The organism is Bacillus sp. JNUCC-22 (genome assembly GCF_018861275.1).
Classification (GTDB): domain Bacteria; phylum Bacillota; class Bacilli; order Bacillales; family Bacillaceae; genus Bacillus; species Bacillus velezensis.
In genome coordinates, this window is record NZ_CP076408.1 from 2,305,668 (window position 1) to 2,329,049 (window position 23,382).

Genomic DNA, 23,382 nt, shown 5'->3' on the forward strand with positions numbered 1-23,382 from the left:
GTCACGTTGTCACCTGCCAAAACGAGTCTGCAGGTGCAGTGCTTGTCTCTGCTTTTTTCTCATATTTCTTTAAAAGATCCGCAATGTCTGTTTTTTCATTACTTGTTTTTTCCGCTTCATTCTCCGTGCTGTTCCAGCCGCCCAAAAGCGGGTAGTGTTTTTTTCTGAATTCCGGCGGCTGAGGCGCCAGGTGATGTTCCCGCTGCCTTTCACCTCTGTATTCTTCAACGAGGATATGAGCATTTGTCCCGCCGTCAGGAAATGAACTCTGAGCTGCGACGCGGGGTTTCTTCTCTGAATGCCAATCAACGGGTTCACGATTAAAATGAATACGCGACGCTTCAAAGTCATAATGTTCAAATGGCTCACGCGCTGATAAGAAAGGCGGAATCCGCTTGTGATAGACGCTCAGCACACAACGGATGAAGCCCGCAAGACCTGAAGACAGAAGCAAATGCCCTACATTCGGTTTCACCGATCCGATCCGGCAGGGCAGAAGCGTTTTCCGGTTCAGCTGATAGACATCTGAGAGTGCCTTGATTTCCACCGAATCAACGATTGGGGAACCGCCTCCGTTCACTTCTATATATCCAATGTCTTCGGGCGACTTTTCCGCCATGTCAAGCGCAGTTTGAATGGCGTCTCTCTGCGCTCTTATATTCGGTGAACCGGGACCGAGCGTCCGGCCGTCATTGTTTACCGAGACGGCTTTTATGACGCCGTAAATACGGTCTCCGTCCCGCACCGCATCGCTCAATCGTTTGATAAAAACCGCCCCCGCTCCTTCTCCGAGCACTTCTCCCGCTGATTCACGGTCGAATATATGAAACACGCCGTTCTCATTTAAAATATGGCGCGCTCCGAATAACCGGTGCGCGGACGGAGATAAGAGCAGACTCACCGAACCGACTAAGGCCGCGTCAATCCTTCCGGCCAAAAGGGCGTCTTTTGCAAAGGACAGCCCGATCAGCCCTGAGGAACATGCTGTATCCACGACAAGGCTCGGCCCTGTGACATTCAAAAATCGTGAAATGTTGGCCGCCAAATAGTTTTGCCCCGCCCCCAAAATCGGGTTAGGCGCCTGCAGGATATGTTCCATACCGGCTGAAGGCTGCGCCCTGCCGCCGATGTACACGCCGACTTTCCGGCCCGATAAATCCTTTTGGCCGTACCCGGCATCATAAACGGAATGAACCGCTTCTTCTAATATGATCCGCGCCTGCGGGTCCATAATTGCCGCGTCTTTTTCAGAGATGCCGAAAAAGCCCGCATCAAACATGTCGATATCATCAATCCACCCCGCATAATCCTTTGCATTTGCTGTTGCATGCCAGCGCGATGCGGGGACAGGCCGGATGGCGGTGTTTCCTTTCATCAGCAGCTCCCAAAAAGCATCCGTTCCGCCCGCCCCCGGAAAACTGCAGGACATGCCGACGACGGCAATATCGTCTTCGGTATCCGCTTTCGGCTTCGTGGATGTTCCCTCTTCAGCAGCGGCGGTTAAATCAGGCTCTACGTCCCTGTCTTGAACGAAACCATTTTCTTTTGTCACAAAATCGGCTTCATGATGCGCTGCGAAATAGTCAACCATTTCTGTAATCGTTTGATATTGAAGCATTAAGGACGGTGTTAACTTAATGCTGATCCGTTTTTGCAATGATTGAACCAATTCCGCAAAGAGTATTGAGTCAATCCCGTATTCATCAAACGGCATATCATCTTTTATCTGCTCATCCGTCATTTTCAGTTCTTCGCTGAAAACGGTGCGCACCCATTGACGAATCATGTCCTTCACCTTTTGGTCACCGGCAGTGCTTTTTTTCACGGGAGCTTCAGATTTCTTCACCTTCAGAAGATCACCAAAATCAGGCTCACTGTCTTCGGGAACACAAGGAATTCCGCAGCTTTGTCCGTTTAAGATGATGTAATCTAAAAACTTCAGTCCGTCTTCGGCAGACAGCCTGGAAAGTCCTGATTTTTGATAAGCAGGTGTTTCCGGCAGGCCTTCAGCCATGCCGGTTTCTTTCCAGACGGGCCATTGAACGGCTTTAACAAACACGTTTCCTTTACCTGCTTGATGATTTGCAAAAGAGTCCATAAATGAATTAGCCATCGCGTAGTCACTTTGCCCCGCAGCAAGCGAAGGGATCAGGCCCGAAACGGATGAGAACAAAATAAAAAACGACAGCGGCTCATTCTGAACAGCTTCATAGAGACCGCGAAGCCCTGTTACTTTCGGCTTGCAAACGCTTTCGATTTCAGTTTCGGTTTTGTTATAAAAAGCGGGGTGTTCTCCCATTGCACCCGCGCAATGAAAAATGCCGGTAATCGGTCCCATCGTGCCGCGGATGCCGTCCGTCATTTTCCGGAGCCCCTTTTGATCCGTAAGAGAAACGCTGTAATAGCGGATCTCCGCGCCCTGCTCGGCTAACCTCTGCATCCGCTCGGCTTTTTCCGGGAGAATGCCATCCTTTTTCATGTCTGCCCACTTTGAGGAATCGGGAAGCGGCTCCCGCCCCATGATGACCAGTTTCCTGCATCCGCGTGAAACGGCATGCTCCGCCGCAATTGCGCCGATCCCGCGCGATCCGCCCGTTATTAACAGCACATCATCAGACGAATAGGAAAGCTCAGGCGCCGCCGAAACATTCATACCCTGCTTCAGAAACGGCACATAACGACGATTCAGCCTGTAGCAGCATTCACTGACGCTTTTGGCCCGCGGCTGTAAAAATTCAGTCTCAATCTGTCTGCTTAATTCTTCTGTATGCTCAATCTCACAATCGCTATCTATCGTAAAAGAATGAATGTTGGCATACTCAGCGCCCAGCATCCGGTACAGCCCCGCCGTTTTCGCCCCTTGCATCAGAGATTTACTTTCCTTGAAAGGCTGGAGGCGGTGTGTCACTTGGCTGAACACAGCGCCGCTATGACGGAATGATTCAAGAGCCTGCTGTAAAAAGGCAAGCTTTCCGTGTTCTATCTCTTCCTGCCGTTCATATTCCGCGTCATATGCGGTTATGTCGACGACCCCGAGTATCTGTTTGTTTTGAAGAGACTCCCGCACTCTGCCGTAAAGGTTTCGCCCCGATGCGGCGGCGTAATAATCGGCGCCGTCTTTTGCCTGATGGATGAAGCAGATCGTTTCAATATGGCTGTTTCCTTTAAAAAGAGCATCGGCCAATCGACGCGTCTTATCAGTTGCAAGTATCATTACTGTTCCTGATAATGCTTCAGATTCCGCCGGATCTTGCTGCTTCCAGTCTTTTTGAAGAATGATCTTTTGGTTTTCCGCCGGTTCGTCTGTCTGTTTCCGGATATCCGCGGGCACAGGCACCCAATACCGCTCCTTCGCGAACGGATATACAGGAAGGCTGACCCGTTTCGGCTTCTCTCCTTCGTATAACAGGCTCCAGTCAACGGCGGCTCCTTTTGCCCACTCAGTGAGCAATCTGGAATATTGCTTGTTTTTCAGCAGCTCGGCCATTCCACTTGATGAAATATCATCTTGAGCACGTCCGCGGAAACATCCTTCAATTTCTGTTTTCCGTTCAAGCACATCCTTCAGTTTCGCTTGCAGGCCGCAAACGGATGTAACGATCAATGCCAGCCGTTCAGGCATCGCTTCTCTGCCAGCTTGAAGCGTGTAGGCCAGGTCTTTAAGGTTGACTTCTTTTTCCCGTAAAAAGCGGTCATACCGTTTGACATATTCTAATAGGCGTTCTTCATTTTTTGCCGAAAGCAGAAACAGAACCGGCTCGTCTTCCCGTATATTTACCGATTTCTTTTCAGCCTGCGGCGGCAGATATTCTTCTATGACAAAATGGGCATTGCTCCCGCTGGCGCCAAAAGAACTTAAACCCGCTCTTCTCGGCTGGTCAGAATGTGACGGCCGTTCCCATTCTTCCAGCCGGTCCGCCACATAAAACGGCGTGTCCGGAAACGGAATATGGGGATTCAGCGTGTCCGTGTGCAATGACGGAAAGATTTCTCCATGCTTCAGCTGCAAAAGCACCTTTGTTAATCCGGCGATTCCGGCGGCTCCTTCTAAATGGCCGATATTTGATTTAGCAGAGCCAATGGCGCAAAACCGCTTCTTGTTTGTCCATTTGCGGAATGCGCGGCTCAGCCCTTCAATTTCAATCGGATCACCCAGAGACGTGCCTGTTCCGTGGGCTTCAATATAGCTCAGTGTCTCCGGATCAATGCCGGCACTCTGAAAGGAATCTGTAATGACTTCCGCCTGTGATGCCGGATCAGGCACTGTCAAACCGGATGTTTTTCCGACATGGTTTAAAGCGGAGCCTTTTATGACGCCATATATCGGACAGCCCATTCTTTCTGCTTCTTGAACGGTTGTCAGTAACACCGCGCCGACGCCTTCTCCCGGTACATAGCCGTCACCGCCGTCGGCGAAGCTTTTGCAGACGCCTTCTGAAGACAGAAATCCGGCATTCGCCAAAAACGCATATTTATGCGGGTGTGTGACCGCATTCACCCCCCCGGCAATGGCAAATTCGCACTCCCCCCTTTTAATGCTTTCACATGCCAAATGTATGGATGTGAGCGAAGAAGAGCACATCGTATCAACAGCCATTGACGGTCCTGTAAAGTTCAGGCAGTGAGACACAATATTCGGAACAGAGGCAGGCGTCACGCCCATAGACAGCGGTGTGCCCCGCTGTGTAATTTCAGCCCCGAACAGCTCATAATGGCTCCAAAACACACCTGCGAATACCCCGACGCGTTTTCTCTTTTGGAAAGATGGCCCGCGCGCCGTTCTGTCCTGATAAAAACCGGCATCTTCACAAGCTTCCCAAGCCGTCTCTAAAAACAGCCGCGCCTGCGGGTCCATCATTTCAGCCTGGCGCGGAGTCAGATTGAAAAACAGCGGATCAAAGCTGTCTATGCGATCTAAAAATCCTCCGTAACGGTAGAACTGATCTGCTTCATATGAGAAAGGATAACCTTTCCATCTGTCCTTCGGCATTGTTGTGATGCAGTCTTTACCTGAGCGCAGATTTTGATAAAATTCATCAATGCTTCCCGCCTGCGGATATCTTCCCGCCAATCCGATTACCGCAATATCTTGCTCTTCTGTGTGTCTCTCTTGTTTTCGGCTTCTTCTCTTGACAGCTGCATGGGATAATGAAGAGCGGTTCTTGTCTGCCACCGGACCCAATCGGCCCATGCTTTCAGTTACAGCCGGCTCATTCCCGTATAAAATAACGGATTGCAGCTTGCCGAGACGCAGCATATATTCAAGTGAAGCCATCCCTTCCCCGGCCGGAAGCGGGCTGGTGCCGGTTGCATCATTCATGATCTCTTTCATCAAGCTGTCAACCTGCATGCCGCCATCTTCCCAAAGCGGCCAGTTGATCGTCATAGAAGCCCCGTTCCGTTCGCCTTTTTCCGCTTTGCAATCGCGATATTTCATATATTCATCCATAAAAGCGTTCGCCGCGGCATAATCTGTCTGGCCCGCATTTCCGGCCAACGCCGAGAATGAGGAAAAAACGGCGAAAAATTCAAGCGGTTCATGCCGTGAAGCTTCGTCCGCATGAATCAGGCCGCTGATTTTCGGCAGGAACACCTGCTTCAAGTCAGAACTGTCTTTTTGGATGATAAATTGATCTTTTAAAACACCGGCGCAATGAAAAATGCCCGTCAGCCGGCCGAAAGTTTCTCTAATCTGAGCAAATGCCCGCTCTGTTTCGGCTTTATTGCCGATGTCCGCTTGAACGTAAAGAACTTCTGCGCCCAATGCTTTCAGTCTGCTGATCTTCTCAGATTGTTCCGGCGAACGGCCGATGAGTGCGAGCTTCACCTTTTCTTTTTCTGCAAGGTGACGGGCAAGCAGAAATCCAAGACCGCCGAGGCCTCCTGTAATGACATATACGCCGTTTTGTTTCCAAGGAGACTGTGTCTGCCCGTCCAGTTTCTCAATACGTTCGAACAATCTGATCTGCCGCATATTGTCTTTATACCGAATGTCTGTGCAGCCTGCATAAGAGCAGTCTGCTTCTGTTCTAATGATTGCGGCCGTCTCACTTGGCAATCTCTCATTCTTGTCACAGAAGGTGATCACCTGAGTGCAAAGAGCCGGATTTTCCAGATGTGCCGTTTTCAGCATAGCCCCGAGAGCGGAAGACAATGCCGCTCCATTCTCAACGGCGCATACAAGCTGAATCAATGTATGTTCTTTCGGATGGTCTGTCAGTTCCCGTTTAAGCATACGAAATATGCGCTCAGCATCTGTTCCAAACTGCTCATCTGCAGCCTCATGCTCCCTTTTCAGTTCTATCACTTCCGCTTCCGGGCAATATGTGCCGAGTTCACCGGTGAGACGGGGTCCTGCATCGGCAGCGATAATGAGATGACGGGTGTGTTTTTGCCCGTTCTGCACCGCCGTTTCCAGCGGCTGATCTTTCCAGGCGGGTTCAAAAAACAGAACCTCATCAGCAATGTCAGCGTCTGATGTATGCCGTTCTTCGGCCGAATCTTTCAGCACACAGCCCGCTTCATTGATAAGGTAATCCGCAAGGCGGCGGACAGATGAATATTCAAAAAGCAGTGTCGGATAAAACTGCTGCTGAAAAGTCTGCTCTAATATCTTTACAAGCTTCAGCAAATGCGCCGAGTCAAGCCCCATATCATAAAAGCCTTTCCGCACATCAATATCCTGTGCCGGACGATTGATCAGCCTGGCGATTTCCGACTTTATGTAAGTCACCATGTTTTGGTCCGGCGTTTGCTGTTCAGGCACGTCTTCTGCGGCCACAGGACTTTCGGGCTCTCCACGGCCGCTTCTGTTCTGCTGAGGCGGCTTCTCTTTGTCTATCAGATGGGTAATCATATTCGCTTGTCTGACCCTTTTCACTGTCAGTTTCTCACATTCGGCCAATACGTTCCCTGCCCTGTCGTAAATCGTGAAGTCGGCCGAATAAACATCAGGTTCGCTGTCTGATGCGCCGCTTTCAGTGCGGCTGTTTTTCGCAGAATAAGTGTAAATCGTTTTCGGAAACGGCTGATGTATGCAAAAACGATTGATCATAAAAGGAATATAAGGTGTGTCATTCTGCTTTTGGGCCGACAATGCAAAGGAAGAGCCGGCAAGGGTGGACGCATCTAAAAAAGCCGGATGCGCCTTAAATTTCTCCCGGAATCCTTCAGCCAAATCACTCAGAGTGAGCTCCATTAATTCTTCTTTATCCTGAAGCTGATAAACGGCCCCTTCATTTTTCATAAACTCGCCATGCTCAATATGGCTTCTTCTTGCAATTCCGTAAATGTCATGCATGTCCCATTTTCGGCTTGCGTTTTTCATGAACGCTTCAATATTCAGTTCTTTTGCCCGGGGCGTGTCTTCTTGCAAATAAAGCTGGCATTCCATATTCTCATCCCGGTTTCCGCCAAGCGGTGTGCCGTTTTTTGCTTTTTCGCTCGTGATCTCAACTTTCCAGCTGTCACGCGCCGGCGTAAAGGTCACATACAGGTGTTTATCAAACTCTTCAGATGTTACAACAGGCTGCTTAAAAATAATCTGTCTTAATTCTATAGGCCGTTCACCGAGGTAACCGGCGGCGAGCCGATACAGCATATCTATTAAAGTCACGCCCGGGAGAACGCGGATTTGATGAACGCGATGATCCCGGACGATATAATTCGTATGGCTGATTTTCTGCAGGAACGTTTTGACTTGATCGGTGGCAACTGCCAATCTATCACACCTCGCTTATTTCAAACATTGCTTCTGTGCCCGCCTCATTTTCTTCCGCTTCAGGCAACTGTGCTTTTTCAGGCCAATACCGCTGTTTTCGGTATACTGTCTGGCCGCCTTTCGGTTCCATGGTCGCTTTTCGCTCTTTCGGTATTCCTTCGTTGCTGACAATGATATGGGCATTATTCCCGCCCAAACCGAACGCGCTGACCCCGGCCCTGAGTATCTCTTTTTTTCCGTCCCACCGCTTCAGCTCAAGCACAGGATAAAGCGGCGAATCATTAAATTGAAAGCGGGGATTCGGTTTATGGCAATGCAAAGTCGGCGGCAGTTCTTCATTGGCAATCGCCAGCAAAACTTTGATGATTCCCGCCGCGCCCGCCGCACTCAGCAAGTGGCCGATATTGCTTTTGACGCTTCCTACACCGCAAAATTGTTTTTCATCGGAATAAGCAGACAAGACATTGGTTAATCCTTTTAGTTCAATCGGGTCGCCGATCAATGTACCGGTTCCGTGCGTCTCTACGTATGTCATGGTGTCCGGCTCGATTTCCGCTGATTGAACCGCCTGCTCAATCAAGTCCTGCTGCGCCCGGGGATTCGGCGTCGTCACGCCCATTGTGCTGCCGTCATTATTAATCGCAGAGCCGTCAATAACGCCGTATATTTTATCTTCGTCTTCTATCGCTTTTTCAAGCGGCTTCAGCATCAGCACTCCGCAGCCCTCTCCGATTCCTGTTCCGTCCGCATCGGCATCGAAAGATTTTGAACGGCCATTTGGCGATAAGATTCTCGCCGCGCTCATTGTGAGAAAAGGTTTTTCATCAAGCAAAATGTCAACCCCGCCCGCAAAGGCCGCTTCCGCTTCTCCATTTTGAATGGCCTGTACGGCCAAATGAATTGCCGTTAGCGAACTGGAACAGGCCGTATCTACGACCAGGTTGGGCCCTGTAAAGTTATAAATGTGCGCCATGTGTGCGGTAATAAAATTTTGCCCCGCGCCAATAATCGCATCTTTTTGCAAATATTGGAATTTCTGATGAAACGCACCTGCCCTTGCACCGGCAAAAACGCCGATACGGCGGCCCCAGAGATCCTCTTTTTGATAACCGGCATCGGCCAAAGCTTCCGCGCTCACTTCGAGCCACTGCCTTTGCAGCGGGTCTATCATCGGTGCCAGCGTTTCTGAAATATTGAAATACTCCGGGTCAAATTGATCAATATCGTGAATAAAACCGCCCCATTTACTGATGCTTTTTCCTTCTTGATATTCACCCGGCTGATAGTGTTCCCCGGCGTTCCATCTGTCCGGCGGAACTTCAGTGACGGCATCCGTTCCGCTGCGGAGATTCTTCCAAAATTCTTTTATATCCCCCGCTTTCGGAAAATGGCAGGCCATGCCGATGATCGCAACCTTTCCCCGTTTCCCGGGCTTATCTGCCTTTTTTTTGCTCCGTTTCGGCGTCTTCTGCAAAGGGACCTTCTCCGCGGGAACTGCTGCATCTGCCGAAAAAGCTTCCGGACAATGTACGGCTAAATAATCCGCGAGCTGTTCTATGGTAGGGTGTTCCAGAAGGACAGTCGGATCAATTGAAACGGACGGCAGTTTTTGATCGATCTTTGTCAGCACTTGCGCCAGAAAGATAGAATCCATTCCGTATTCCTGAAAAGGCACATCGATATCCATATGCGTTTCATCGATACTCAGCTCTTTTGCCAAAAGCGACCTTAGCCAAGATTGAATATCAGTCCGGTTATGGTCCCGTTTTTTTGTTTCAGGAGGTTTGGAAGCTGCTTTCATTCCTTTATGGGCGGCTGGCTTGGCATTTTCCAGCGCTTTGGCGTCCCAATCATGTTTCACTTGTGCCGGCAGCACGACAGCTCCGGGTCTTTCTCTTAAAATGTAATCAAGCATCTTGAGACCTTCAGCGTCAGAGTGCCGCAGCAATCCCGTTTGCTCATAAATCCCGCTTTTTATATCCCTGCTCATGCCCGTCTCATCCCATGCCGGCCATTGTATGCTAATGATGCCGCTCTCATTGTTTTCTGCAAAATAGTCCATGTAAGAATTAGCCATCGCATAATCGCTCTGTCCCGCCGCAAGAATCGGGACGGCTGCTGAGACAGATGAAAACAGGACGAAAAATGCCGGCGCATCATCCTTTACACTCTCATACAGACTGTGAAGGCCGTCTGCTTTCGGCGCGAGCACCCGCGCGATACTGTCTTTGGATTTGCGGAGAAAAGCAGGGTTTTCACGGTCCGCAATTCCCGCGCAATGCAGAATGCCTCCGACAGGTCCGAGCGTTGTGGTTACCTCTTTTATAAGCCGTCCGACGGCCTGCTTATCCGTCAGATCAACTGCTGAGACGCACACTTTTACACCTTGTGATTCCAGCTGCCGGATAAGCTGTATTTTTTCCGAAACGACAGGGTCTGTTTGCTCAAGATCCCACTCGGTTTTCGGCGGCAGCTCCTTTCTGCCTGTCAGAAGCAGTTTCTTCACACCGTATGCGGAAACGAAATGCTTGGCGCATAAAGCGCCGAGTCCGCGCGTTCCTCCGGTTATCATCAGGACGGCGTCTTTTGGTAACGCAGTCCGGTCTGTTTGCACGGCTTCTGGTTCAATCTGATCAGTCTGCCGAAGAACATAGCTGAAGCGCATGCCGTCCCTGCAGCAAACAGCAGATTCCGTTAAGTCTGATTCAATTTCTTGTTTAATAAAAGCGGCTGTCTGCTCCAGCGGCTCTTCAGGATCAATATCGGCGTGACAGGTGAGAATATGGCTGTATTCATGCCGCAGCATGCGATAAAGCCCCGCTTTTTCAATACCATGCATAGCGGCCGCCTTATTTTTGAAGGATTCAAGCCCTTTTGTAAGATAAAGCATTTTCATGTTTTCTTGTCCGCGGCCGTATTCAATCAGCTGCTGCAGCGATGCCACCCAGCTGATGTCCTGCCGCTTTTGTCGGGAGCCGCAGCCGGTGAAGTCAATAAACCCCGAATAGATGGCCGCATTCGGATCCTGTAAGAAAGAGATGAGCTGATTTTCCTGCACAATGTCAGCATCATTCAGCTGTTTTTTCACCTCGGCGGCAAGGTCTTTTGTATCCTCGGAGACGATGAGCGCTATTTTGCTGTTGAACGGCTCGGATGAAGACACTGCCTCGCACGGTTTCCATGTTTTTTGCAATAATACTGTTTTTTGATTCGAAAGCGGCAGCTGCTCCCGTTTCGGCACCCAATAGCGGTCTGCTCTGAACGGATAGGAGGGCAGGCTGATGCGGCGCGGCTTACTGTCCGTATACAGCTGCTCCCAATCCGTGTCAAATCCGTTTGCCCAGAGCCGCAGCACTTTCCTGTATTTCTTTTTCTCAAGCCAGGCGCTGACGAGGTCAGCAGCGTCTTTATCGTCTGAGAACATGGAAATCGTGTTATTCTCGCGTTTTTTACGGCCGCTGATGATATCTTCGCTGTTTTTTCCCAACAGAAACGCGTTCAGTTTTTCAGTCAGTTCCTCTGCGGAGCCTGCGATGATTCCCAGCCTCGCTTCCATCGCATCCCGTCCGGTCTGCAGTGTGTATGCGGCATCTGCAAGATCGATATGGCGGGATGATCCGTTTTGGATAAAATCGCGAAGGAGACGCGCTCTTTCTTTCAGCCGCTCTTCATTTTTAGCCGACAAAACAAAAAGAGATGACGCTTTCTCAGGGGTTTCCTGCTGTTCCGTCTCACTTTTGCCCATGTATTCTTCAATAACGATATGCGCATTGACACCTCCGAAACCGAATGAGCTTACACCCGCCCGGCGGGGCAGGACCCGGCCGTTTTCATCACGCAGCGCTTCCCACTCCTTTGTTTCTGTCACAATGTAAAACGGGCTGTCCTTCAATTTGATATGGGGATTGATGTTCTCGCAATGCAGACTTTTGGCGAGCGTCCGATGTTTCAGCTGCATCAATACTTTGATAACGCCCGCAATACCTGCTGCGAGCTCCAAATGTCCGATATTTGTCTTCACTGAGCCTATCCCGCAATATCCGCCCGGAGCCCCGTCTGTTTGGAAAGCTTTTTTCAATGCATTGATCTCAATCGGATCGCCGAGTGCCGTCCCTGTTCCGTGCGCTTCTATATAAGTGATGGTTGACGGGTGAATACCGGCTTTTTGATAAGCGCTTTTCAGCACATCCGTCTGAGCCTGCGGATTCGGCGCAGTAAGTGACGCTGAGCGTCCGCCGTGATTTTCCGCTGTACCGCGGATGAGGCCGTAGATGTGATCCCTGTCACGCTCAGCCTCTGAAAGCTTTTTCAAGACAATCATGCCGGCACCTTCTCCTCTGACATAACCGTCAGCCTGATCGGAAAATGTTTTGCAGCGCCCGTCTTCACTGAGCATGCCTGCTTTTTGAAAACCGATATGCCCTTCAGGCGTGACGATCGTATTGACGCCCCCTGCGACCGCCATATCACAATCTCCCGTTTCAATGGCTTTTACCGCGCGGTGAATGGCGACTAAAGAGCTTGAACAAGCGGTTTCTACCGGCTCGCTCGGCCCGTGGATATCAAGAAAATAACTCATCCGGTTCGGCCCGACGGACGGCACGATTCCGGTCATCGTATACCCCTCGACAGGAAGACCCGCCTTATTGATTAAAGTTTGATATCCGCTTCCCAGTGTGCCGGTGAAAATGCCGGTTTTTGTTCCGGCAATCCGTTTTGCTGAGTACCCCGCGTCTTCAATGGCTTTCCACACATACATCATTAATAGACGCTGCTGAGGATCCATCATTTCAGCTTCTTTCGGAGATATCCCGAAAAACAGCGGGTCAAACCCGGCGATTCCATCTATGAAACCGCCCCATTTAATTGACGTTTTATTTGCATCCGCTGCCGGATCGCCGTAATATTCGCGCCAATCCCAGCGATCTCGGGGAATTTCTGTAATGCAATGCTCCCCTTTTGATAAACGTGTCCAGAATTCATCTATGTCTTTCGCTTGCGGAAAAATACCGCTGATTCCGATAATGGCTATCGGTTCGGTTTTTTCTTCTGATCTTCCTTTTACGGATACGGGCGTTTCCCGCTTGACATGAACGGCCGCCGGAGCTTCAGCTTTTCTTATTCCGGCTTTTGGAGCGGTTTTTAAACGCTCTCCTTCTAAGCCGCTGAATGCTTCTTTCCATTCAGATATCAAATGGCCGCTCAGTTTGCGCAATGTCGGAAATTCAAAGAAGATAGTCGGGCTGAGCTCAAGCTGATAAGACCGATTTAATAGATTGGTAAATTCAGTGAAGATGATCGAATCAAATCCGTATTCCGTCAGTTCGCTGTCAGCCTCAATATCTTTCATGCTTACCTTTAAAAGATCTGATACATGCCGCTTTAGTTTCTCTTGAACCTGATCTTTCAGATCTCTTGCATCTGCCACTGCCGGAGCTTGTCCGGCGGCGCTTTGTTCTTCGCCCAGATCGAAAATATGGCTGCGGATCCGTTTTTCGTCGCCTTCTGCCACCATGACCTGATGTTCTCCGGAGGCAAAAGCGGCGTACAGTGCTTGGATGCCTGAGGCTGATCGCATGGCTTTCATTCCGGTCTGTTCGTACATCAGCCGTTCGGTCTCTTTGTCCACGCGCATACCGCCTTCTTCCCAAAGCGGCCAGTTGACGGAGAGGGTCTTCCCGCTCCGCTCGTTGTCCCGCACGAGACGGTTCCGGCGGGCTGCATAAACATCCATAAATGCGTTGGCTGCCGCATAACCGGCCTGCCCCGGATTTCCCATACCTCCAGCCAAGGAAGAAAACAGAATGAAAAAATCCAGCCGCACATCTTTCGCTGCTTCATCAAGATTGATAAGCCCTTTCACCTTCGGCGCCATGACGGTCTTCCGTTCGTTTTCTGTCTGGTTCAGAATGTAATTGTCAGCGATCACGCCTGCGCCGTGAATGATCCCGTCGAGTGTTCCGTGCTCCTCCTGTATGCCGCGGACGAGGGCGATGACCGCCGCCCTGTCTGTCACGTCTACCGGTTGATACAATACGCGGGCACCCGACGCTTCCAAGCGCCGTAAGCGGGCGGAGCGGTCTTCATCAAGCGCTTCCGCCCTTCCCGTTAATACGAGGACAGCGTTTTTGACGCGGGAGGCTATTTCTTCAGCGAAAATCAGGCCGATGCCGCCCGCTCCCCCGGTGAGGAGGTAGACCCCTTCGTCTTTCCACGGAACGGCGCCGCTTTGAGGCGCCGGCAGATGACGCCAGTTTCTGACGAGACGTTTGCCGTCTTCATAACGGATTTCCGCTTGTTCAGGATGCGCCCGGTTTTCTTTCAGCTTGGCAAGAAGCGCCGAGGCTGACTCGTCCGGATCGGCTTGGATGACTTGGCCGTACAGCTTCGGATGTTCAAGGTGAGCCGTTTTCAGAAAAGCGGCCAGCCCCGCCAATACATTGTCTTCCCCCCTGTCGGGGACAAGAAGCTGGATCAGCGTTTTTTTCTTCTGTTTTTCTTTGATAAGACGCGTGACAATCGCTGACAGCTCCGCCGCGCAGGCGTCATAACGGTCTTCAATCGGACCTTCGCCGTCAGCCGCACATACGGCGCCGCTTATGTCCTCAGCATTCATTCCGCCATACAGCGTCACGTATCTGAAAGACGCTTCTTGTCCGCCGCCTTCAGCCGGCGGTGATTCCCGCCACTTTGGCTGAAGCAAGAGCGGTTTTTCCTCCGTTTCCTCTTCCAGAAAACGGGCGGTGAGCCCCGTCAATCGGACACATACCGCGCCGTTTTCATCACACAGCTCAATATGATAGGCGCCGTCCGCTGAGGAAAGCACCGCCCACATCGTCTCCCGGCACGCAGAAAACACCTGCATATCCTGGAGGGCAAACGGCAGAAACGGCCGTCCGGACGCGGAACCGTCTGAGAGCACGAGACCGATAGAAGCCTGAAGGGCGGCGTCCAGCATGCTCGGATGCAGGATGAACGGCTCCTTTTCTGCGCGGGCGGACGGCGGAAGAGTGAGCTTTGCGAGCACTTCTCCGCTTCCGGCATAGACGGAGTCAAGCGCCTGATGCGACGGTCCGTAGGTGATGCCGAGGCTGTCGAACGCTTCATAGCACTCAGCCTTTGACATACGCCGGCCGCCGCAGCGCGCCTGAACCGCTTCCACATCGAGTACAGGAGCACGCTCCGTCTCTTCGAGCACGGCTTTTCCCTGGAAAAAGACAAGCTGCTCTTCTCCTTCGGCATACGCTTCAAAAGCGATGTCTCCGTTTTCTTCCGGCTGAAGCTTTACATGAAGCGTCACTCCTTCAGAAAGCGCCGTCACCGGACGGAGCCAAACGATCTGTTTGAGCCTGACACCCGTTTTCCCGCCGGGCAAGTCTTCAGCGGCAAATGTAACGGCGGCCCGGGCCATTTCTAAAGCAGCCGCGCCCGGAAGCACCGGTTTTTCATTGACGATATGATCGGCAAAAAACGGTTCATATCCTGAAAAAACAGAAGTAAAGCGCTGGGCGGTAAAGGTCGATGTATTCGCATGGAGCAGCGGGTGAAGCTTTTCACGTTCAGCTGAATTCCGGCTTTCAAGTTCTCTCTGAAGACGATCGGACGCCCAATACGTCTGCCTGGCAAACGGGTAGCCCGGCAGATTGCCGATTCGCGGCAAAGGTCCGCCATAAAGCAAGTCCCCTTCGATTTCATAACCTTGACAATAAAAATCTGCCAGCACGCATAACAGCTCCTGATATTTTCTATGGTCAGAATATGAGGCGCTGCACTTGCCGAGCACTTCTATTATGTGCTCCTGAATATGCTGACGCCCTGCAAAGTGCTGCGGTACTTTTCCCGAAAACACATAAGGATGATGTTCATTAAGCTTTGCCTGCTTCCATACATACACTGCGTCATCAGCATCTTGCACTACGATGGCGGCGCGATGGTTAAAGTGATGCCGTCCTTTTAACAACGTATAGCTGAGCTGGGCTAGATCATTTTCTTTCAGTCCGCCATTTTCCGCCCAAGTGATCATATCTTCGATTTTTTCCTGAAGGGCCTCCTTTGTTTTTGCAGACAAAGTCAGTAAATATGCAGGGGCATCCGGATGAGGTGAAGCGCTGCGCTTATAGCTTTCCATAACGATATGGGCATTTGTTCCGCTCATCCCGAATGCGCTGACTGCCCCCATTCGGTTTTTACCCGGCAGAGAAGGCCACGGTTTACCCGTTTTATTCACATAAAAAGGACTCTTCTCCCAGTTGATATAGCGGTTTTCCCCGCTGCAATGCAGACTGGCGGGAATCATTTCACGGGAGAACGCCTGTAAAAGACTGATCAAACTGACAATGCCTGACGTGGCAAACGTGTGGCCGATATTGGTTTTAATTGATGTGAGCGCGCAAAAAGCTTCTTCGTTTGTATAGGCAGAAAATGCGTCATAAAGCGCGTTAATTTCCACCGGATCACCGAGTTTTGTACCTGTGCCGTGTGTGACGATATATTCGATATCTTCAGGGTTGATACGGCCCCGGTCATAAACGGAAGTAAGCAGCCGGGTCTGCGCGACGCCGCTCGGAGCGGTAATTCCGTTTGTTTTCCCATCATAATTGATGCCGCTCGCCCGAATCACCCCGTAAATCGGATCACCATCTTTTTCCGCCTCTCTCAGCGGCTTCAGAATAACCGCCGCGGCCGCTTCCCCCGGAACCATGCCGTCAGCCCTTTTATCAAACGCGAAGCATTTCCCGTTTTCCGACAGCATTCCGGCTTTATCTATCGTTTCAAAAAAGTCCGGGGTATTCATGATATTCACCCCGGCCGCAACAGCTGTTGTACACTCTTTATTCTGCAGGCTTAATACCGCCTGATGGACAGACACGAGCCCCGAAGAACATGCTGTATTTATCGCCATCACAGGACCTGATAAATTCAAGTGATAAGCCAGCCGCGCCGCCAAAATACCGTTATGATGAGACGTGACATTGCCTTTGTCCCGTGTTAAAAGGTGATAATCTCCTTCTTCCGCCCCCACAAACATACCGATCGTCTGCTGCTTGATGTGACTGGCGCCGTAGCCGGCGTCCTCAAGGGCCCTCCACGCTTCCTGAAGAAGCAGCCGCTGTTTCGGATCCATCGTTTCAGCTTCCCTCGGCGATATTTCAAAAAATAAAGGGTCGAACTCGTCCGCCCCCGGTACAGCGCCGAGTTTCCATTTTGAACTTATGAAGCCTTTTTTTGCGACCGGTGCGACAACATCCTTTTCCTGAAACAGAATGTCCCACAGCTCGTCCGCCGTGCGCGCCTGAGGAAATCGGCCGCTCATGCCGATAATGGCAATGGAATCAGCTGCCTGACTGCCCTCGGTTCCGGCGTTCAGCTTATTTCTTCCCCTCTGCTTCTTTCGCTTTTCCGTTCCTGCCTTTTCAAAGACAGATTGATCTGCGGATTCAGGTTTCTTTTCTTCATAGACATGCTCCATGACGGACTGGTGTTCCGTCAGAAAATAGCGGACGACCTTCTCCAGTGTAGAATGTCCGAAAAACAGGGCCGGTGTCACTTCAATCCCGTAATGAGCGGACAAAGAAGAGGCGAATTCCGCCAAAATGATAGAATCAAAGCCGAAATCAGCCAGATTGTCTGCGTCCGTCAGTCTGTTCTTGTCTATTTTCAAAAGCCCCGCCGCCAGTTCTTTCACATCCCAGCTTACGCATTCTTCCAGTGTAAAGCCTTTCATTTCACTCCGCCTTCCTGAAAACGGGACGTTCCTGTTTACAGAACCCGAAATCGGCCGTTCGCCTTGATCTATCTGCAGGAAGCGTTTGGCCCTCGACGGAAAACCGGCCAGGACGAGATACTGGCTGGACGGCTGGACTAACAATGTTTCAAAAGCTTCGAGTCCTTCCTCAGTGTATAAATAACGCTGTCCGCTTGATTTTAAATACATATCGGTGCTTTCCGCCGTGCCGACATGCATCCCCCCTTCTTTCCAAAGCGGCCAATTGATTGCAAGTGACTTGCCGCTTCTGAGTCCGAGGCTCACAAGTTTATCCCGGTGACGAACAAAAGCCATTTGGAAGCGGTTCCCCATCGCGTAGTCACAAGAACCGAAGTCTCCTAAAATCGCTGAAGAAGAAGAGAAACAACAGAAGAAGTCAAGCGGCTCCCGTGACAGAACCTGATCTAACACCGCGGTGCCGTCCGCTTTTGGCGATAAGACTTGCTGAAAGGTTTGCAGATCTTTCTCCAGAATGCTTTCAGTGCCTTGAAGACCTGCAGCGTGAATGACACCTTGAATCGGCCCGCATCCTTTCTCTTTCGCTTCTTGCAAACCTTTCTCCATCTGAGCCTGATCAGCGGCATCCGCCTGCACGTAAAACACCTTGGCGCCTGATTTTTCCAATCTCTTTATCTTGTTCAGCACCGGGCCGTCTGCCGCTGATCTCCCCGTCAAAATGAGCGTAACCGGTCCTTTTCCAGCAAAATATCCGGCAAATAACAAGCCTAATCCCCCGCATCCGCCGGTAATCAAGTACGTTTTTCCGCTCTTTATCACACGCTTCTCAACAGGGGCGATGTCCGTCTGCTTCATTTCCATGACGTGGCGGATTTCCTCACTGTACATGACACTGCGGAACGACTCGCTGTGAAGTTCTTCACATACGTTATGGATCAGTTTTTCTAACGGTCCTTTTTGTTCAAAATAAACCGCGGCCGTATCCGTCTCCGGCAAGATCAGTTTCAGCGACCGTTCCAGCCCGATCCATGACTCAGCGTAACTGATATCGGTATCGGTCCCGCACTGAGCGGAAAGAAGAATTCGCCTCGGTTTAGAACGCAAAGAAGCAGCTGCGCGGATCACATGATACAGAATGGAATAGTCTTTCACGGCCTTTTCATCTTCAAGCGGCCATCCATATAAAACGGCATCCGCTTTGCCTGCAGCCGTTTCAATATGCCGAAACGTTTCTTGATATGCTTGTCCGTCAGTGATTTTAATTTGATAATGCGTGTTTGAAAGCTTTTGAGTTTCCTCACCCTGTGAAATAAAAAACACGCCGGATTCCGGATAAAGGGATTGTAAAGACTGATAAGCATGCTTTCTGGCAGCTTCTCCCGTAAGAAAACAGATGACCGTTTTCAGCTCTTCATGAATGGATTTCTTCAGAGGCTGCTGAGTCCACATTTCTTCAAATATCATCATCTCGGATTGTTCCTTTTGCCCGTGATCCTGCTGAGACGGCTGTCTCATTCTCACCCCTTTGATTTCTGCGCAGACAATGCCGGTTTCGTCACAAAATTGAATGTCACAGCCGGTTTGATTCTTTTTATTAATATACATCCACATGCCGGATGAGCACGGACGCATGACGCGCAGTTCTTCAACCGCTTCAGGCACGATATGGACTGACGGCTCCGTTTTTGCCAGGACATGAAAAGCTGCGTCCAGAAATTCCGGCGGTATATGATATCCCGGATTACGGCCGCTTTCATCTGTGAGAGCAAGCTTCGCCCAAACCGCACTTTCTCCCGCATAAAGCTTTTCAACGGTGCGGAACTCCTTACTGATCGTTACACCTGATGTGCCTGGTGTTTCATAATCGAATGAAAGCGGGCGGCAGTCTTTTTGTAAGGAGGCAATATCAAGCACGCGGGATGGCTGTATGTTCCCTTGTCCGATGATTCCATAATGATGCAGCTTCTCTTCGTCACTGTATATTTCATAATGGATGCCTTCCTCGTCTTCAGACAGAAGGGAGAGATTGACGCCCGCACCGTGAAGTCCGCCGGTAATCGGGTCAGTCCATGCCGCTGTTCGGATCCATATCTCTTTTTCTTCAGAGCTGTCTGCCGCATGATGAAAAGCCGCAAGCGCCATTTCTAAATAAACGGCTGCCGACAGAACCCGCTCCCCTCTCACATCCTGAAAAACGTGTTCCCGGCCTGTAAAAGATGTATGATAGCTTTGCTCCGCCAAGGTTGACGTATTTTCATGCAGGAAAGGATGCACATATTCAGTTGTTCCTGTTTTTGGTTCTTCCCGCTTCATCCAGTAGCTTTCTTTTGCAAATGGATAAGACGGCAGACTGATACGATGCGGCAGCGCGCCTTTATATAAAGATGCCCAATCGACGGGCGTCCCGTGAACCCAGGCATTCAAAAGACTGTCAAATTGACGTTTTTCCATCCAATCACTGACTGTGCCTTCCGTCTCTGTGCCAGCACTATCACTCCGGCCCGTAAACACCCCGCTTACAGAACCAGCATTTTTCAGAAAAGCAGTCAGCTTCTGTTCCAATTCAGAAACAGAGTCCGCTGTCATCGCCAGCCGTTCTTCCATCGGGACCCTGCCGACTTGAAGGGTAAATGCCGCGTCAAGCAGGTTCGCATCTGTAATTGTTCCGTTTCCGGCGGCATCCGACAGCAACAGAGCCCGCTCGCGCAAGCGGTCTTTATCTTTTGCCGATAAAACAAAAAGCGCCGGACGGCCGGTGTCTGCCGAAGTCATTTCAGCCGGTTCATACTCTTCTATCAGCAGGTGGGCATTTGCACCGCCCGCTCCGAAAGAAGATGTACCCGCGATTCTCGGATATTCCCGTGTTACTCCTTCAGATTCTATGACCGGCCGTCTCCATTCCGCTGTTTCCTGCTGCACGATAAAAGGAGAAGTTTCAAAATCAATTTCCGGGTTCAGCTGCTTTGAATGCAGCGACGGCACCAGATATCCGTGTTTCATCTGAAGAAGAATTTTGGTGACCGCAGCAATGCCCGCCGCACTTTCCAGGTGTCCGATATTGGATTTAACAGAACCGATGGAACAAAATTGGTTTGCATCCGTATAGCGGCGGAAAGCCTTGGTTAACCCTGCGATTTCAATCGGATCTCCCAAGGAAGTGCCGGTGCCGTGGGCTTCCAGATAGCTGATTGCTCTCGGGTCAATCCCTGCCCGCTCCATCGCATCTGTGATCACTTCTCCTTGTGCATTCGGATTCGGAACGGTGAACCCGTTCGTTTTGCCGCCGGCGTTCAGAGCGCTTCCTTTAATGACACCGTATATATGATCATGATCTTCAACAGCCTTCTTCAACGGCTTTAACACGATACAGCCGACGCCCTCTCCGTCAACAAACCCGTCAGCCTTATCACCGAACGCTTTGCACGCGTTTGACGGTGACAGCATTCTCATAGAAGAAAGTCCGATATAATGAACCGGATCTGTAATCAGGTTTACGCCGCCGGCAATCGCGCATTCAGATGCACCTGTTCTGATGCTTTCTGCGGCGAGATGAATGGCGGTTAAGGATGAGGAGCATGCGGTATCGACCGCGATGCTCGGACCGTGAAAATCAAACACATAGGATACGCGGTTCGGGATAAAGTGATAGTGGGCCCCTGTCGGATAGTTGCCGTTCATGACACCCGCAAAGACACCAACCTTTTTACCGGCGCATAGTGAATCAGGGGTATATCCGGCATCCTCCAGGGCCGCATAAGCGGTTTCCAGAAACAGTCTCTCCTGCGGGTCCATGCGCTCCGCTTCTTTCGGGGAGATTTTAAAAAACAGCGGATCAAATTTATCAATATCTGTTAAAAATCCGCCCCACTTCGTATACATCCGGCCTTCCTTACCTTTTGTCTCATCATAGTAGTCCCGCCAATCCCAGCGGTCTTTCGGAATTTCGGTGATTCCGTGTTCACCGGTCTTTAACCGTTCCCAGAACTCATTAACATTTTCAGCTCCGGGATACCTCCCGGCAAGACCGACAATTGCCACTTCAAGGTGTTTTGACGGCGGTTCGGAAGCGGGCGGCGCTTTTTCAGAAAAAGATGCCGCTTGGCGCTTCGTCAATCCGGCGCTTTTTTTGCGGCTTTGCTTTCTCTGTAATATGTGCGGCGCCTTTTCGGCTTCTTTATTTGTCTTGAAAATCCCAGCCATATCTTCCTGTCTTGAGCTGACGAGATAGTCCGCTAATCCGCCGATTGTCGGATACTCGAAGAACAATGTGCTGCTGATATCAGGTATGTCTTCCCGCACGCGGTTGGTCAGCTGTACGATTAAGATGGAATCGATTCCATATTCTTCCAGGGGCGTATGGGCTTGAACGTCCTCAATCGGCATCTTTAAGATGGCGCTGACGATCTGTTTCAGATACTCTGTGCTTTTTTCAAGCAAAGAGCCGGATGATGCCGCTTCAGTATGAGGGACTTCTTCAGAAAGTTGCGCATGCAGTTCGGGCTCCTTCGTTTCAGCCAAGTATGCGGCAAGCTCTCCTATCGTCCGGTATTCAAAAAACAGCGTGCTGCTGATATCAGGGACGAGATCCCGCAGCTCATTCGTCAGCTGAACGATCAGAATAGAGTCAATGCCGTATTCATCCAGAGGAGCCAGCGGATTTATCTCTTCTGCCGGCATTTTTAATACTTTTGCCGCAGCCCTTATCAGAAAAGCCGCTGTCTTTTCCGAAAGCCCCTCTCCCGCTTGTTTGATGGGGAGCTGACGATCAGAGGATGTTTGCGGTACGTTTGATTGGCGCTTTTGCGCGGTGTAAGCTTCCCTGCTCTGCCTGATGACTCCGTTGCTTTTCGCCGTGATAATCTGCTGGGTGTGCAGACGTTCGTTTTCAGCCGGAAATTGAATGGAATGAAAACCTTCAGCCATTAAAACGGATTTCCATGTTTCCGGATAAAGACCGGGACACCCCGGAATCCGCAACGCCTCGTCTTCGTACAGCCACCAGCCCTCTAATAAGCCGAATGTAACATGTGTAAACGGCGTATGCCCGCCCAGTTCATTAACGAGCAGCAAACCCTCCTTTTTCAATACGGCTTTTGCCGTCCGTAAGGTTTTCCGGATATTTTTGGTGGCATGCAGCACGTTTGCAGCGATAGCGATATCGTAGGTTCGCAGATGTAATCCCTGGCCCGCCGCAGGCTGCTCCACATTAAACAGCTGATACGTCAAATACGGATTGTCCGCGCCGTATTCCTTTTCGGCATGCATTAAAAAAGCTTTTGACAAGTCGGTATAACAGTATTCCTGAATATGGTTTTGATAGGGGCGGAGCTTTTTAAACAGTGTGCTGCTCGTTCCGCCGGTGCCCGCTCCGATCTCCAGCAGACGGATGTTTGCATCAGGATTGTTTTTCATTACATTTTCCACATAAATACACGCTTCATTTGCCAGCACATCGTTGTAATAATCAGCGAGAATATTATGCTTATAGATTCCTTCAACAAGCTCCATTGAAGAATCGGGAAACATCACGTCAGTGGCTTTTATTTTGCCTGTTAAAATGTCAGGCAAAGCTTGAATGACGGTATCCGCCAGCAGAACCTGCGCTTTCATATCCGGATCTTTCAGCCATTCGTTTTTCTTCTTATGCCACTCTTCCCAAATCGCGGCCGTTTCACCGCTTTTAAAATCTCTGTCTAAAAGACGGATGCTTTCTTCCAGCCAGCGTTCATATAAAGGCAGACAGGAAGCCGCCGGCGCTTCGCCGGTCAGACCCATTGAACGCAGCGTCACCCGCAGCACTTGCAGCAAAAGCCGATTCAATTCTTTCATTTGATTGCTTATTTCTGTTCTTAAGGATAACTGTGTACGGTCTTTTTGTTTGTCTCCCTTACCCAAAACCTTATCCTCCTAAGAAAATTAAATTTGCTCCGTCATTTTG

General features: G+C 50.5%; 2 protein-coding genes. Both read right to left on the reverse strand.

Features of this window, described 5'->3' with window-relative positions:
* Position 1: 1 nt before the first annotated feature.
* The gene (locus JNUCC22_RS11150) at positions 2 to 7,720 is read right to left on the reverse strand and encodes an SDR family NAD(P)-dependent oxidoreductase (protein ID WP_216061727.1); all 7,719 of its coding nucleotides are present in this window, start codon (positions 7,718 to 7,720) and stop codon (positions 2 to 4) included.
* Between the two features lie 4 nt (positions 7,721 to 7,724).
* Complete coding sequence (locus JNUCC22_RS11155; RefSeq protein ID WP_216061728.1) at positions 7,725 to 23,339, reverse strand: SDR family NAD(P)-dependent oxidoreductase; 15,615 nt, start codon at positions 23,337 to 23,339, stop codon at positions 7,725 to 7,727.
* Between the last annotated feature and the right edge of the window lie 43 nt (positions 23,340 to 23,382).